The sequence below is a fragment of the Micromonospora sp. WMMD1155 genome, assembly GCF_029581275.1.
Lineage (GTDB): Bacteria > Actinomycetota > Actinomycetes > Mycobacteriales > Micromonosporaceae > Micromonospora.
On sequence record NZ_CP120742.1, the window covers coordinates 3,722,151 to 3,735,910 of the forward strand.

A 13,760-nucleotide genomic window follows, 5' to 3' on the forward strand; every position below is an offset into this window, starting at 1 on the left:
GGGTCAGTTGCCCGCCTGGTCGAGCACGCCCCAGCGTCGCCGGATCGCCTTGTCGGCCGCGCCGAAGGCGGCGTCCACGCCGAGACCGAGCACCAGGATGACGATCATCGTGGAGAGCAACCAGGGCGCGTCGGACAACTCGCGGGAGTACGTCAGTTGTGCGCCCAGCGACGTCTGCGAGATCCCGACCACGATCAGTTCACCGGCCATCAGGCTGCGCCAGGAGAACGCCCACCCCTGCTTGAGCCCGGCGACGATCGCCGGCAGGGCGGCCGGCGCGATGACGTACCGGTAGAGGTTGAGCCCTCGGGCGCCGAGGTTGCGGCCGGCGCGCAGCAGCAGCGGCGGCACGTAGTCCACACCGGAGATCACCCCGTTGGCGATGGACGGCGCGGCACCGAGCACCACCACGAAGAAGATCGCCTTCTCGCTCAGCTCGAAGAGCAGGATGGCCAGCGGGAACCAGGCGATCGACGGCATGGTCTGCAACGCGGTGATCATCGAGCCGATGGCGGCCCGGAGCACCTTCGACCGGGCCACCGCCAGGCCCAGCAACAGGCCGACCGCCACCGAGAAGACGTAGCCGACGGCGGCCCGCCGCAGGGTCGTGAGCAGACCATCCCAGAGCTGCGGACCCTGGGCCTGGGTGACCAGCTCGCGGCCGACCTCCAGCGGCCCGGGCAGGGAGTACGGCGGTTTCCAGCCCGACCAGACCACCACCTGCCAGGCCGCGATGGCGATGGCCAGCGCCGCCAGCTTCGGCCAGGTGGCCGACCAGATCCGGGCGCCTCGGGAGACCTCGGTGTCCCGCCCGGCGATCTCCAGCGCGTCCAGGCCGGAGATCTGCGCGTCGGTACGCGCGGCGCTGGTCAGGGTGTCATTGGCCATGACGGCCCACCTCCGTACGGAGCCGCTCGGTGACCTCGGCGGCGATGGCGGCGACCTCGGGGGAGTCGATCCGTCGGGGGCGCGGGATGTCCACCTCGGTGGAGTAGATGATCCGGCCGGGACGGCTGGAGAGCAGGATGATCCGGTCGGCCAGCCGGGCGGCCTCGCGGACGTTGTGCGTCACGAAGAGCACCGACAGTCTGCGCTCGGACCAGATGCGTTCCAGCTCGTCGTGCAGGATGTCCCGGGTCATCGCGTCCAGCGCGCCGAACGGCTCGTCCATGAGCAGCACCGGGGTGTCCAGGGCCAGCGTGCGGGCCAGTGCGACCCGCTGCCGCATACCGCCGGACAGCTCATGGGGGCGCTTGCGCCCGAAGTCGGCCAGGTGCACCGTACGCAGCAGGTCGGCGACCCGTTCGCGTCGCTCGGCCCGGGGCAGCCGGCGCAGCTTCAGTGGCACCTCCACGTTGCCGTCGACGGTCAGCCAGGGAAACAGCGCCGGCTCCTGGAACATCAGCCCGGGGTTGGTGTCGCCGTCCAGGGTGATCTGCCCGCCGCTGGGCCGGTCCAGCCCGGCGACCAGGTTCAGCAGCGTGCTCTTGCCGCAGCCGGAGGCGCCGACGAGGCAGACGAACTCGCCGGGTGCGACGTCCAACGACACACCGTCGAGGGCCAGGACGGCGTTCGCTCCGCGCCCGTACACCTTGGTCACACCGGAGAGCGCGACCGCGGTGGTCGCGCTCTGCGGCGTCGTCGTGGTCGACGTCATGGCTGGACGACCTCGGGCTCGCCGGCGGCCTTGAGCGCGTTGTTGAGGTACGTCAGGTCGTACAGGCCGTCGAGGTCGACCGGCTCGGTCAGCTTGACGTCGACGGCGTGGTCGAGGCCGGCCTTGAGCGATGTCGCGATCGGGTCGTTGGTGAACTCCAACGTCGGCCACGCCTGCTTGATGAGCTTCAGGTCCAGCGGCTTTCCGGTGATCTTGCCGATCGCGTCGGAGATGGCCTGCTGAGCCTCCTCGGGCTTGCTGTTGACGAACTCGTTCGCGGCCACCTGGCCGTCGACCAGCTTCTGCACGACGTCCGGGTGCGCCTTGAGGAACTTCGTGCTGACCAGCAGGTTGGTGATGACGAACTTCTTGTCCGGCCACAGGTCCCGCTCGTCGACGAGCACCTTGCCGCCGGCGTTGACCAGGCGGGACACGAACGGCTCGGGCACCCAGGCGCCGTCGATCGCTCCGCTGTTGAACGTCTCGACCGTCTGGGCGTTCTCCTGCGGCACGATCTTGACGTCGCCGCCACCCTCCTTGGTGGTGGTCAGTCCCTGCTGCTTGAGCCAGTAGCGGATCGCCACGTCCTGGGTGTTGCCCAGCTGCGGGGTGGCGATCTTCTTGCCCTTCAGGTCCTGCACGCCGCTGATGGCGGGCTTGACGACCAGCGCCACGCCGCCGGAGGCCGCGCCGGAGACGACCCGGACGGCCTCGCCCTTGGACTTGGAGAAGGCGTTCACCGTCGGGTTCGGACCGATGTAGGTGGCGTCCAGCGCGCCGGAGAAGACGGCCTCGATGGCGGCCGGGCCGGCGTTGAAGGTCTTCGGATCCAGCTTGACGTTCGCGCCGAGCTTCTCGGCGAAGATGCCCTTCTCCACGCCGACGACCGCCGGCGCGTGGGTGATGTTGGGGAAGTAGCCGAGGCGCAGCGTCACCGGGCCGGAACTCCCGCTCGCGCCCGTGCTGTCGTCGTCGCCGCACGCGGCGGTGCTGCCCAGGGTCGCCGCGCCGAGGACGGCGAGGGTGGCCAGAGTGACCACCCGGCGCAGGGGGGACCGTCTCATCGTCCATCCAATCCGCAGTATTCCTACTTAGTTGGTAGGAAGACTGGGCCAGCCTGCGGCCAGCGTCAAGACCCATCCATATGCCGGGATTTCGGGTCTCAGTTATGTCGGTATTTCCTACCAGTTTGCTAGGTGTCCGGCATCACGCCCTGAGCACCGGCCGGCGGCTGCACGTCATCGCCCGACCCACCGGCGCCCAGGCGTGGGCCGAGGCCGACCGGCTGTCGGCCGGGGTGAGCCCGGAACGGATCGCCGCCGCCCAGGCCCGGCCGCCGGATGGGCTCGGTGGGCCAGGCCCGCATGGCCGCTCTCAACGCCCGCCGCACCGCGAGGAGGCCGAGCGGGTGGGCGTCGAGGCCCTGCCTCTGGTCACCGCCCCGGTCGCGGCGGCTCCGGGTAGGTCGCAGGTGGTGGGGGTGCCGACGCGCTAGGGTCGATCTCGTGGCGCGGAGATCCAGAATTCCAGCGACGAAGTATCCGGTCGAGCGGTTCACCCTCGACAACGGCCTGCGGGTGGTGCTGACCCCCGACCGCAGTGCCCCGGTGATCGGGGTGGCGGTGGTCTACGACGTCGGCATCCGCTCCGAGCCGGAGGGACGCACCGGCTTCGCCCACCTCTTCGAGCACCTGATGTTCCAGGGCTCGGAGAACCTGGAGAAGCTGGCCCACTTTCGGCACGTGCAGGGCGCGGGCGGCACCTTCAACGGCTCCACCCACCTGGACTACACCGACTACTTCGAGACGTTGCCGAGCAACGCGCTGGAACGCGCGCTGTTCCTGGAGGCGGACCGGATGCGTGGCCCCCGGCTGACCGAGGAGAACCTGCGCAACCAGGTCGACGTGGTCAAGGAGGAGATCCGGGTCAACGTCCTCAACCGGCCGTACGGCGGCTTCCCCTGGCTGACCCTCCCGCCGGTCATGTTCGACACGTTCCCGAACGCGCACGACGGCTACGGCTCCTTCGACGACCTGGAGTCGGCGACCGTCGCCGACGCCGCGGACTTCTTCCGCCGCTACTACGCCAGCGGCAACGCGGTCCTGGCCGTCAGCGGCGACATCGACGTGACCGAGGCGACCCAGCTGGTCACCAGGCACTTCGGGGACGTGCCGGCCCGGCTGGCGCCGCAGCGACCCGACTTCACCGAGCCCGACCTGACCGAGGAGCGGCGCACCTCGTACACCGATGCCCTGGCTCCGCTGCCGGCGGTGGCCGGCGCCTGGCGGGTGCCCGACCCGATCAGCGACTTCGCCGGCTACCTGCCGTACGTGGTGCTGGCCGAGGTGCTCACCGACGGCGACGCCTCGCGGCTGGTCGAACGGCTGGTGCAGCGCGACCGCATGGTGACCAGCCTCGGCGGATACCTCGGCTTCATGGGCGACCCGTTCGACGTCCGTGACCCCACCGCGCTGCTGTTGCAGGCGCACCTACCGCCCGGGGGCGACGTGGACAAGGTGCTGCGCACCATCGACGAGGAGTTGGACCGGTTGGCCACCGACGGGCTGGCCGACGGCGAGCTGGACCGCACCCAGGCCCGCATGGCGACCCACCTGCTGCGCGACACCGACGCGGTGCTCGGCAGGGCTCTGCGGATGGCCGTGTTGGAGCAGCAACGCGGCGAACCGGGTCTGCTCAACGAGCTGCCCCGGCTGGTCGGTGAGGTCACCGAGGAGCAGGTCCGGGCCGCCGCGGCCACCCTGCGGCCGGAGCGCCGGGCCGCGATCGAGGTCATCGCCGGAGGTGCCCGATGACCGGGGCCATCGCCGCCGCGCCGCGCACGTTGCCCCCGCTGGGGCCGACCCGCAAGCTCAAGGTGCCCAAGCAGGCCGAGCGCACGCTGCGCAACGGCCTCACCGTGATCGCCGTACGCCGGCCCGCGGTGCCCCTGGTCGAGCTGCGACTCTGGGTGCCGTTCGGCCGGGTCCACCTGGCCCGGGGCGCGATGCTCTCGCAGACGATGCTCTCCGGCACCGAGTCCATGACCAGCGTGCAGCTCGCCGCCGAGTTGCAGAAGGTGGGCGGTGGGCTCTCCGCGGGGGTCGACCCGGACCGGCTGATGCTCTCCGGCGCCGGGCTGGTCACCGGCCTGGACCGGATGCTGGAGCTGCTGGCCGAGGTGCTGACCAGCGCCACCTACCCGAGCGACGAGGTCGCCACCGAACGGGACCGACTCGTCGACCGGATCCAGGTGGCGCAGAGTCAGCCGGCGCACCTCGCCCGGGAGGCGCTGCTGAAGCGGATCTACGGCCGCCACCCGTACGCGACGCAGACCCCGGAGCCGGGCCAGATCCGGGCCGTCCGCCCGGCGGCGCTGCGCACCCTGCACGCGGAGCGGGTCCATCCGGCCGGCGCGCAGTTGGTGCTGGTCGGCGACGTGCAGCCGGAGAGGGCACTGGACGCGGCCGAGCGGGCGCTCGGCGGTTGGGCCGGCGCCGGGCGGGTCGCCGAGCTGGCGGCCACCCCACCGCTGGAGCCGGGGCCGCTGCTGCTCGTCGACCGGCCCGGCTCGGTGCAGTCCTCGCTGCGGATCGCGCTCCCGGCGGTGTCCCGCACCGACCCGGACCACGCGCCGCTGCAACTGGCCAACCTGATCTTCGGCGGCTACTTCTCCTCCCGCTGGGTGGAGAACATCCGCGAGGACAAGGGCTACACGTACGGCCCGCACTCCGGCATCGAGCACTCCGTCGCCGGGTCGGTGCTGGTCGCCTCCGCCGAGGTGGCCACCGAGGTCACCGGTCCGGCCCTGCTGGAGACGACGTACGAGTTGGGTCGGCTGGCGTCCCTGCCACCGAAGCCCGAGGAGTTGGAGCAGGCCCGGCAGTACGCCCTGGGTACCCTCCAGCTCGGAATGTCCACCCAGGCCGGGTTGGCGGCGTTGACCAGCGCGTACGCGGGCAACGGGCTACGCCTGGACTTCCTCGCCGAGTACGCGGCGAGGTTGGCGAAGGCGAGCGTCGACGACGTGGCGCGGGTGGGTGCCCGTTACCTGGCACCGGCTCGGGCGGCGGTCGTGGTGCTCGGTGACGCGGAGCGGGTGACACCGGGTCTGGCCGCGCTGACCACGGTCCACACCGAGCCGCTGGCGTGAGCGAGCGGAGCGAGCGAGCCATGGGGCTCAGCAGCGGGCCGTCTCGCGGCGGCGCGGAGCGAAGCGGAGCGCTGGCGTGAGCGGGGAGACGGCACCGCCGTTGGCGCGGTCCACGTTGGATCGGGCGGCACACCGGCGGGGTGACGCGCAGTGGCTGACCGAGGCGTGGCTGCGTGCCCGGGTGCTGCTGCTCGACTCGACCGACGACGGTCGGACGTTGGCCCGCACCGACACGTCGCCTCCGACGCTGGTGCTGTTCGGTGCGTCCGACGCGCCGGCCGGGTCCGAGTCGACGGCGATGTTCCTCGGTGTCGAGCCGGACGGGGTGCCGGTCTTCGCCGTCGACGCGCCGCTGCCGGCGGTGCCGGGCACCCGGGCGGTCAATCTGCGCGAGGTGGGTCACCTGCTGGCCGACCGGGATGCGGGCATCTTCACCACCGCGTTGGCGCTGCTCAACTGGCACATCCGGCACGGCTACTCGACGAGCACCGGGGCGCCGACCGCGATGGACGAGGCCGGTTGGTCCCGGGTGGACCGCAACGGTGGACGGATCTGGCCGCGTACCGATCCGGCGATGATCGTCCTGGTGCACGACGGCGTGGACGGTCCGGACGGGCGTTGTCTGCTCGGCAACAACGCCGGTTGGCCGGGCACCCCGGGCGGGCGGCGCTACTCCTGCCTGGCCGGCTACGTCGAGCCGGGCGAGTCGGCGGAGGCCGCCGTGCTGCGCGAGGTCCGCGAGGAGGTGGGCCTCGGGATCGAGCGCATCGGGTACGTGGGCAGCCAGGCGTGGCCGTTCCCCGGTTCGCTGATGCTGGGTTTCCTGGCCACCGCCGACCCGGACGACCCGGTGCGGGTCGACCCGTCCGAGATCGCGTACGCCCGGTGGTTCTCGCGCCGGGAGATCGGGGCGGCGCTGGCCGGAGAGACGGTGGACGTGGGTGACGGCGCGCAGTTGATCCTGCCGCCGCCGTCGTCGATCGCGTTGTTCCTCATCCACCGGTGGTTGGACGGTTGGGTGGACGGCGAGCGCTGAGGCACGGTCCCGACCCGTGGCCGCCGTTGCCGCGGCGGTCACGGGCCGGGAACACGGGCCGTCGTGGTCGGCGGATGTGAGAAACGGCGGGGGAGCCGGCCCACCACGACGGACGTCTTGTCGAATCAGGTGTCGGTGGACCCCGGTCTGCGTCGGAATGCCGCTCGGGGTTCGCCGAGCGGCAGAACCTTGACCCGTTGCTTTCCGGCGCGGACCGCGCCGACCGTGGCGAGGGCGCGGGCCAGCAGGAGCGCGGCGTCCCGGTCCTCGGCGTGCACGATCTGCCGTCGCGGCTCGGGCGTGGTCGTCTCGTCGCGAAGGCGGTGGCCATCTGCCCAGGCAGCGGCGATGTCCCCGTCGGCGACGGCGCGGATGTCGGTGCGAACGATCAGGAACCGCATGAGGGTCTCCGGATGAACCGCGACGAATGAGCTTCGGTGGAAGTTCCACGTACCCGAGGGCCATGTTACGCCCCGTGTTCGTCCCAGCAACTGAAACGCGCCTATCGGTTCCGAGGGTCGTCCTTTCGGCGGACACCACTCGGCGGGGTCGGTGGGCCGGTACGACGACGGGGCCGCCGGCAACCCGCCGACGGCCCCGTACCGGTCACCGGATCAGTTCAGGTCGAACTGTCCCTTCTTCGCACCGCTGATGAAACCGAGCCATCCCGCGCGGTTGAACAGCAGGACCGGACCGCCTCGGTCCTTGCTGTCCCGCAGGGCCACGGCCGACGGGCCGGTGCCGAGCGGGGCGACCTCCACGCAGTTGGAGGTCTGGCTGCGCGTGCTGGTACGCCACGGGGCATCCGCCAACGAGTGGGCGGAGACGGACGGCGTGTTGTGGATGTCGTTCATGGTTCTGCTCCTGATGTGCAGCGATCCGATGGGACGAGTGGTGCCGCACGTCCCGACGGAGGGTCCCCCGTGGATCACCGGTCCGTCAGCCGCCCCGACTCCCGGCGGCGTTGGGTCGGCGCCGTTGCCGGCCCGAACGCCACTGTGGAAGGAGGCGCCGCCTCGGTCAGCCGTCCCGTCGCCTCGATCAGCCAGGAGAGGGTGTCCGAGGCGTTTAGTGCCGCCGTGCATAGCCACTCGAACACCACTTTATAGCGATTTAGCGTGATTGCCTCGGTCGACATGACATCGGTGAAGCCACCTTCGATGGCGAGCGTCTCCGGATCGAGGGGATCGGCGAACCGGTAGACGGAGAACGCGGTCGGCGGGAGGTACCAGTTGCCGATCTGGGTGTCCCGCAGCAACACGTGCAGCGTGACGTTGGGAAGCAGGGCCAGCTCGCAGAGTTGGACCAACTGCTCGTGCAGCACCTCGGGTGGGCCGGCGCGGCGGCCGAGGGCGGCCTCCTCCAGCACGGCCGTGTAACGGGGCGCGTACGGCTCACGGGTCAGCAGCGACTGGCGAGCCAGCCTCGCCTGCACCTCGGTCTCCGGCTCGTCGTCGGGCTGCGGTTCGCCCGCGTCCTCGTCGACCTGTCGGGCCGAGACGATCCGGACCTGGGCGTAACCCGGGGTCTGCAACAGGCCGGGTACCAGCGTCGGGTTGTACTCGGAGATCTCCGCGCAGCCCGCCTCCAACTCGGCCCAGCTGCGCTGCTGCTGCGTCATCACCGGGAAGTTCTTCAACCAACCGCGCATGTCGCCGGCCTCGCTGGTGATGCCCAGCAACTCGTCGTGCAATGCCTGGTCGGCGCCGTAGAGATTCAGCAGGTCCCCGACGTCCTGCGGGTCCGGTCGGCTGCGGCCGTTCTCCAGTCGTGACAGTTTGGACGCGGACGCCCAACCGATACGCTCGATGACCTGGTCACCGGTGAGGCCCGCGGCTTCCCGCAGGCGGCGCAACTCGACGCCCAACCGGCGACGACGCAGGATTGGGCTGGGTGCGGCAGGAGGCACAGTGTCCTCTTTCCCGTCGACCGCCGCAGACGCGACGGTAACTGTATGAAATTCGCCCCCCACGGTCAGTATGGACGGCGCGGCCGACGTCGGAGGTTCCGGCGGGGGCGTGTCTTACGAAAATCGGACCACGGGAATGCCAGATGACGACGGACCCGCGGTCGCGGCCTGTCGACCCCTCGCCCAACCGGGCACGCCATCCCGCCGGAGGGACCCATGCGCACCGTCCTGCGCCGACCCGACTTCCGTCTCCTCTTCGGCGGTCTGCTGGCCAGCATGACCGCCGAGTCGATCCTGCTGCTCGCGCTGGCCATCTGGGTCAAGGATCTGACCGGCTCGAACGGGCTGGCCGGTGCCACCATCTTCGCCGTCATCGCGCCGATGATGCTGGCACCGCTGGTCGGCTGGTTCGTCGACAGGTATCCACGTCGGCCGTTCTTCGTGGCCGCGAACGTGGTCACCGCAGCCCTGCTCACCCCGCTGTTCACCGTCCGCGACGCGGGCGACGTCTGGATCGTCTACCTGGTGGCCGCGCTGTACGGACTGTCGTCCATCACCCTCGGCGCGGCGCTCAGCGGGCTCATCCGCGAGTTGGTGCCGATCGAGCTGCTGGCCGAGGCGAACGGCCTGTTGCAGACCGTACGCCAGGGGATGCGGTTGATCGGCCCGCTGGCCGGCGCGGCGCTCTACGCGGCGCTCGGCGGATGGGCGTTGGCCGGGATCGGGATCGTCGGATTTCTGACCGCGGCGGCGGTGGTCACCGCCCTGCCCGCTCCACAGCAGGCGCCACCGACGGTGCGGCTGCGGTGGCCGGCCGAGTTGGGCGCCGGTCTGCGGCACCTGGCCGACGAGCCGGCCCTGCGCCGGGCCCTGCTCGGCTACGGGCTCGGATCGCTGGTGATGGGCTTCAGCGAGTCGCTCATCTTCGCGTACGTCGACGACGGGCTGAACCGGGACGCCGCGTTCGTGGGAGTGCTGGTCACCGTGCAGGGCGTGGGCGGGCTGCTCGGCGGGCTCTGCTCACCGGCGCTGATCCGCCGCCTCGGGGAGGTCGGGACACTCGCGGCCGGGGTGGCCTTCTTCTCCCCGGCCGCGCTGGCGCTCGCGTACCCCGATATCCGCCTCGGGTTCGCGGCGGTGCTGCTGGCCGGCGTCTCGCTACCGCTGACGATGGTCGGGCTGCACACGCTGATCCAGCGCAGGACCCCACCCACGCTCGTCGGCCGGGTCGCCGCGGCCACCCAGGCGGTGGTCAGCGGGCCGCAGGCGTTCTCCATCGGCGCCGGTGCCCTGTTGGTCGGGTTCCTGGACTACCGGTTGCTGTTCGCGCTGGTCGGGGTGGCCACCCTGGTCGCCGGCAGCTACCTCTGGCGGGGCCGGCACCTCAGCACCCCGACCGGCACCCGCCGCCCGCCGCCGACCCGCCCGATCCTCCCGTCGCCCCGGCAACCGACCGAGGACGCGGCCGGCCGATCCGGTGCCCACCGGCCCTCAGCGCGCTGACCCGGTTGAAGACGTGGCCGGCCGGTCCCGCCGACTCGTCCGGACGCACGACGAGCGGCCGCCCCGGTTGGGGCGGCCGCTCGTCGACGGTGACCTGGCCGGTCAGGCGGTGAGGGTCGCGAGGTGCTGCTTGACCTGGTTGATCGAGGGGTTCGTCAGGGCGCTGCCGTCGTCGAAGCGCAGGGTCGGCACCGTCTGGTTGCCGCCGTTGACGCTCATCACGAACTCCGCGGCCTTCGGGTCCTGCTCGATGTCGACCACCTCGTAACCGATGCCCTCCCGGTCGAGCTGCGACTTCAGCCGGTGGCAGTAGCCGCACCAGGGGGTGGAATACATCGTCAACATCGTCGGATCCTCCAACTCCTCCGGCCGCAGCTTGCCGATCAAGCCGAGGCTGTTCGCTGCAACGCCGCGGGTAGCTGAGATGATTCCTGGTTGTGGTGGTTCACTCAGCGTCGGAACAGGTGCTCGCCGGGCTGGACCCGGAGCAGCGGTCCGCGGTGACCGCCCCGGCCGGCCCGGTCTGCATCCTGGCCGGCGCGGGCACCGGCAAGACCCGGGCGATCACCTCCCGGATCGCCCACCGGGCACTCAGCGGTGAGATATCCCCCCGGCACGTCCTCGCGGTCACGTTCACCGCCCGCGCCGCCGCCGAGATGCGAAGCCGGCTCACCGTCCTCGGGGTGGGCGGCGTGCAGGCCCGGACCTTCCACGCCGCCGCGTTGCGTCAGGTGCGGTACTTCGCGCCCCGGTTGTTGGCCGGCCGCGCCATGCCCGAACTGCTGGACAGCAAGGTGCGGCTCGTCACCCTCGCCGCGGCGCGGGTGGGCCTGCGCGCCGACCGTGCCGCCGCCCGCGACCTGGCCGGCGAGATCGAGTGGGCCAAGTCGTCGTTGGTCGAGCCGGCCGACTACGTGGTGTCCGCCGCCCGGGCGCTGCGGGACACCCCGCACGAGCCGGCGAAGGTGGCCGACGTGTTCACCGCGTACGAGCAGCTCAAACGCTCGAACGGCGTGATCGACTTCGAGGACATGTTGCGTGCCGCGGTGTGGGGCATCGAGGAGCACCCGGACGTCGGCGAGCAGGTGCGTGGCCAGTACCGGCACTTCGTGGTCGACGAGTACCAGGACGTCAACCCCCTCCAGCAGCGGCTGCTGGACGCCTGGCTGGGCGGCCGCGACGACCTGACCGTGGTCGGGGACGCCAGCCAGACGATCTACTCGTTCACCGGGGCGACCTCCGCGTACCTGGTCGACTTCCCCCGCCGGCACCGCAACGCCACAGTCGTGCGGCTGGTCCGCGACTACCGCTCCACCCCGCAGGTGGTCGGGTTGGCCAATGCGGTGATCTCCCAGGCCCGAGGCACCGAGGCGCGGTTGCGCCTGGAGTTGAGCGGACAGCGCCCACCCGGCCCCGAGCCGGACCTGCGGATCTTCACCGACGAGCCGGCCGAGGCGAATGCCGTGGCCGCCCGCTGCCGGGCGCTGATCGACGCGGGCACCCCGGCGAAGGAGATCGCCGTCCTGTTCCGGGTCAACGCGCAGTCCGAGGCGTACGAGAAGGCCCTCACCGAGGCGTCGGTGCCCTACGTCGTGCAGGGCGCGGAGCGGTTCTTCGAGCGGGCCGAGGTGCGCCAGGCGATGGTCGCGCTGCGCGCCGCCACCCGCTCCATCCCCGGGGAGACACCACTCCCGGCCGCCGTCGTCGAGGCGCTCACCGCGGTCGGTTGGGCCCCCGACGCACCCCCGGCCGGTGGGGCCGCCCGCGAGCGCTGGGAGGCGCTGTCCGCGCTGGTCCAGCTCTCCGAGGAGTACGCGGCCAGCCCCGCTGTGGTGCCGATCGGCGAGGCCGCGTCGGTGGAACGCCCCGTCACCCTCTTCGACTTCACCGAGGAGTTGGCGCGCCGCGCCGCCCAGCAGCACGTACCGACGGTGGACGGGGTGACCCTCGCCTCGCTGCACTCGGCCAAGGGGCTGGAGTGGGACGCCGTCTTCCTGGTCGGCCTCGCCGAGGGCACCATGCCGACCACGTACGCCAAGACCGTCGAACAGGTCGAGGAGGAACGTCGGCTGCTCTACGTCGGGATCACCCGGGCGCGGGAGTGGCTCTGGCTGTCGTACGCCGCAGCACGCTCGCCGGGCGGTCGGGCCCGGCGGCCGTCGCGGTTCCTGCCCCAGCTGGACCGCTCCGGCGGCACCGAGCGGGCGACCGGCGGCACCGGCCCGGCCCGCCGCGCGGAGCGGCGTCGGACCCAGATCGTCTCCTGCCGGATCTGCGGTGCCACCCTGCTCGCCGGCCCGGACCGTAAGCTGGGCCGCTGCCCCACCTGCCCCTCCGACATCGACGACGAGCTGCACGAACGGCTGCGGGAGTGGCGGCAGCGGGTGTCCGCGGCGCAGAAGGTCCCCGCGTACGTGGTCTTCACCGACGCGACGCTGATCGCGCTGGCCGAGCGGCGGCCCGGACGGTCCGAGGAGTTGATCGCCATCGCCGGTATCGGCCCCCGCAAACTGGGCCTCTACGGGGAGTCGGTGCTGGCGCTGGTGGGCGGCGCGGGGGTGGACGACGTCTGCCCGGAGAAAACTTTCGAAATCTCGTCGTAAATTCGTTTGCCCTCGCCCCCGGGCGAGGAATAGCCTCAGGACACACCACGCGAGCGGCGCCATTCCGGCTGCTCACGGGGGTTGGTTCAGTCGAGTCGAGGAACGTGAGGGAGGTGGCACCCGTGAAGATCTTCACCTATGAGCGTCTGACGGCGATGCCGTCTGTCCACGCTCCGCTGTCGGCTGTCCGGGTGGCCCTCACGGTCACCGCACGACCGTCGGTTCCGCAGGTGCACCAGGTTCAGGCCGAGCTGATCCTGGCCGTCGCGCCCACCGGAGTCGAGGGGACCAGTGGCTTCACGGGCAATGGCATCCAGGTCGCCAAGAAGCGCATGGATGTCCGCGGCGTTCCACCTCGAGGTAGACCGGTCTGACGATCAGACACCGGCTCACCTCGAGGCCGCGGAACCCGTAACCGGGATCCGCGGCCTCAATTTTTTGCCCGCCGTAAGTACGTCGGAATGCGATCCACGAGATCGAAGTGAGAGAGAGGTGACCGGGAGATGAGTCTGGCGTTGGCCCCCCTCGACATGAGCGTCGAGCTGGAGGCGAACCTGCCCTGCCGGAAGTTCGACCCCGACCTGTGGTTCTCCGACTCGCCCACCGAGCTCGAGCTGGCCAAGTCGCTCTGCGGGGACTGCCCGCTGCGCGTCGAGTGCCTGGCCGGAGCCGTTGAGCGAGCGGAGCCGTGGGGCGTCTGGGGCGGCGAGATCTTCGAGCGTGGCGCGGTCGTCCCGCGCAAGCGGCCCCGTGGCCGTCCGCGTAAGGAGGACGTCGCCCGCGACGCCGAGCTTCGGGTCGAGGCCGAGGCGCGTCTGGCAGCCAGTGGGCTGTCCGAGGTGCGTGGCGCGGTCCGGCTGGCAGCCTGACATGTTCCCGATCCGTACCAACGACGCCGGTGT

15 protein-coding genes are annotated in these 13,760 nt (G+C 71.3%); 8 read left to right on the forward strand and 7 right to left on the reverse strand.

Translation table 11 applies throughout. The features are described from left to right. Nucleotides 1–3: 3 nt before the first annotated feature. The 3 genes from O7617_RS17055 to O7617_RS17065 are packed head-to-tail and all read right to left on the reverse strand — an operon-like array spanning nucleotide 4 to nucleotide 2,721. Nucleotides 4–888 carry an ABC transporter permease gene (locus tag O7617_RS17055; protein ID WP_282256781.1) on the reverse strand — a complete coding sequence of 295 codons (885 nt, stop codon included), beginning with the start codon at nucleotides 886–888 and terminating at the stop codon, nucleotides 4–6. Next, nucleotides 878–1,657 (reverse strand): ABC transporter ATP-binding protein, encoded by a 780-nt coding sequence (locus O7617_RS17060; RefSeq protein ID WP_282256782.1) that lies wholly within the window; start codon nucleotides 1,655–1,657, stop codon nucleotides 878–880. The genes O7617_RS17055 and O7617_RS17060 overlap by 11 nt, the downstream gene beginning before the upstream one ends. Further along, the gene (locus O7617_RS17065) at nucleotides 1,654–2,721 is read right to left on the reverse strand and encodes an ABC transporter substrate-binding protein (protein ID WP_282256783.1); all 1,068 of its coding nucleotides are present in this window, start codon (nucleotides 2,719–2,721) and stop codon (nucleotides 1,654–1,656) included. Before O7617_RS17065 ends, O7617_RS17060 begins: the two co-directional genes overlap by 4 nt. A gap of 125 nt (nucleotides 2,722–2,846) precedes the next feature. Here O7617_RS17065 and O7617_RS17070 point away from each other — a divergent pair, with 125 nt between their 5' ends. From O7617_RS17070 to nudC, 4 genes are all read left to right on the forward strand, one after another. Further along, entirely contained in the window at nucleotides 2,847–3,152 is a 306-nt protein-coding gene (locus O7617_RS17070) for a hypothetical protein (protein WP_282256784.1), read from the forward strand. Between the two features lie 10 nt (nucleotides 3,153–3,162). After that, nucleotides 3,163–4,470, forward strand: a complete 1,308-nt coding sequence (locus O7617_RS17075; RefSeq protein WP_282256785.1) for a pitrilysin family protein — start codon at nucleotides 3,163–3,165, stop codon at nucleotides 4,468–4,470. Further along, nucleotides 4,467–5,807 (forward strand): pitrilysin family protein, encoded by a 1,341-nt coding sequence (locus tag O7617_RS17080; protein WP_282256786.1) that lies wholly within the window; start codon nucleotides 4,467–4,469, stop codon nucleotides 5,805–5,807. The genes O7617_RS17075 and O7617_RS17080 overlap by 4 nt, the downstream gene beginning before the upstream one ends. 76 nt (nucleotides 5,808–5,883) lie before the next feature. Continuing rightward, on the forward strand, nucleotides 5,884–6,843 hold the full coding sequence (gene nudC, locus O7617_RS17085) for an NAD(+) diphosphatase (protein ID WP_282256787.1): 960 nt from the start codon (nucleotides 5,884–5,886) through the stop codon (nucleotides 6,841–6,843). A gap of 125 nt (nucleotides 6,844–6,968) precedes the next feature. On the opposite strand, the gene O7617_RS17090 is transcribed toward nudC, so the two are convergent. The 3 genes from O7617_RS17090 to O7617_RS17100 all read right to left on the reverse strand — a co-directional run bounded on the left by O7617_RS17090 (nucleotide 6,969) and on the right by O7617_RS17100 (nucleotide 8,752). After that, nucleotides 6,969–7,244 carry a hypothetical protein gene (locus tag O7617_RS17090; protein WP_282256788.1) on the reverse strand — a complete coding sequence of 92 codons (276 nt, stop codon included), beginning with the start codon at nucleotides 7,242–7,244 and terminating at the stop codon, nucleotides 6,969–6,971. Between the two features lie 213 nt (nucleotides 7,245–7,457). Further along, nucleotides 7,458–7,697, reverse strand: a complete 240-nt coding sequence (locus tag O7617_RS17095; RefSeq protein WP_088987752.1) for a DUF397 domain-containing protein — start codon at nucleotides 7,695–7,697, stop codon at nucleotides 7,458–7,460. Nucleotides 7,698–7,771: 74 nt separating this feature from the next. Next, nucleotides 7,772–8,752, reverse strand: a complete 981-nt coding sequence (locus O7617_RS17100) for a helix-turn-helix transcriptional regulator (RefSeq protein ID WP_282256789.1) — start codon at nucleotides 8,750–8,752, stop codon at nucleotides 7,772–7,774. Between the two features lie 216 nt (nucleotides 8,753–8,968). Between O7617_RS17100 and O7617_RS17105 the strand changes: the two genes are divergently transcribed. Further along, nucleotides 8,969–10,255: an MFS transporter gene (locus O7617_RS17105; protein ID WP_282256790.1), complete on the forward strand. Its 1,287-nt coding sequence runs from the start codon at nucleotides 8,969–8,971 to the stop codon at nucleotides 10,253–10,255. Nucleotides 10,256–10,357: 102 nt separating this feature from the next. Here O7617_RS17105 and O7617_RS17110 read toward each other — a convergent pair whose 3' ends face one another. Then, entirely contained in the window at nucleotides 10,358–10,600 is a 243-nt protein-coding gene (locus O7617_RS17110; RefSeq protein ID WP_282256791.1) for a mycoredoxin, read from the reverse strand. Nucleotides 10,601–10,692: 92 nt separating this feature from the next. Here O7617_RS17110 and O7617_RS17115 point away from each other — a divergent pair, with 92 nt between their 5' ends. From O7617_RS17115 to O7617_RS17125, 3 genes are all read left to right on the forward strand, one after another. Next, the gene (locus tag O7617_RS17115; protein WP_282256792.1) at nucleotides 10,693–12,858 is read left to right on the forward strand and encodes an ATP-dependent DNA helicase UvrD2; all 2,166 of its coding nucleotides are present in this window, start codon (nucleotides 10,693–10,695) and stop codon (nucleotides 12,856–12,858) included. Between the two features lie 122 nt (nucleotides 12,859–12,980). Beyond that, nucleotides 12,981–13,232, forward strand: coding sequence for a hypothetical protein (locus O7617_RS17120; RefSeq protein WP_282256793.1), 252 nt, complete (start codon nucleotides 12,981–12,983; stop codon nucleotides 13,230–13,232). A 129-nt stretch (nucleotides 13,233–13,361) separates the two neighbouring features. Continuing rightward, a complete protein-coding gene (locus O7617_RS17125; RefSeq protein ID WP_145779086.1) occupies nucleotides 13,362–13,727 on the forward strand; it encodes a WhiB family transcriptional regulator in 366 nt (121 codons plus the stop codon). Nucleotides 13,728–13,760 lie beyond the last annotated feature (33 nt).

Coding starts and splice junctions, on each gene's coding strand:
- O7617_RS17055 (WP_282256781.1), bottom strand. CDS start 888: ATGGCCAATGACACCCTGACCAGCGCCGCGCGTACCGACGCGCAGATC.
- O7617_RS17060 (WP_282256782.1), bottom strand. CDS start 1,657: ATGACGTCGACCACGACGACGCCGCAGAGCGCGACCACCGCGGTCGCG.
- O7617_RS17065 (WP_282256783.1), bottom strand. CDS start 2,721: ATGAGACGGTCCCCCCTGCGCCGGGTGGTCACTCTGGCCACCCTCGCC.
- O7617_RS17080 (WP_282256786.1), top strand. CDS start 4,467: ATGACCGGGGCCATCGCCGCCGCGCCGCGCACGTTGCCCCCGCTGGGG.
- O7617_RS17090 (WP_282256788.1), bottom strand. CDS start 7,244: ATGCGGTTCCTGATCGTTCGCACCGACATCCGCGCCGTCGCCGACGGG.
- O7617_RS17095 (WP_088987752.1), bottom strand. CDS start 7,697: ATGAACGACATCCACAACACGCCGTCCGTCTCCGCCCACTCGTTGGCG.
- O7617_RS17105 (WP_282256790.1), top strand. CDS start 8,969: ATGCGCACCGTCCTGCGCCGACCCGACTTCCGTCTCCTCTTCGGCGGT.
- O7617_RS17110 (WP_282256791.1), bottom strand. CDS start 10,600: ATGTTGACGATGTATTCCACCCCCTGGTGCGGCTACTGCCACCGGCTG.
- O7617_RS17125 (WP_145779086.1), top strand. CDS start 13,362: ATGAGTCTGGCGTTGGCCCCCCTCGACATGAGCGTCGAGCTGGAGGCG.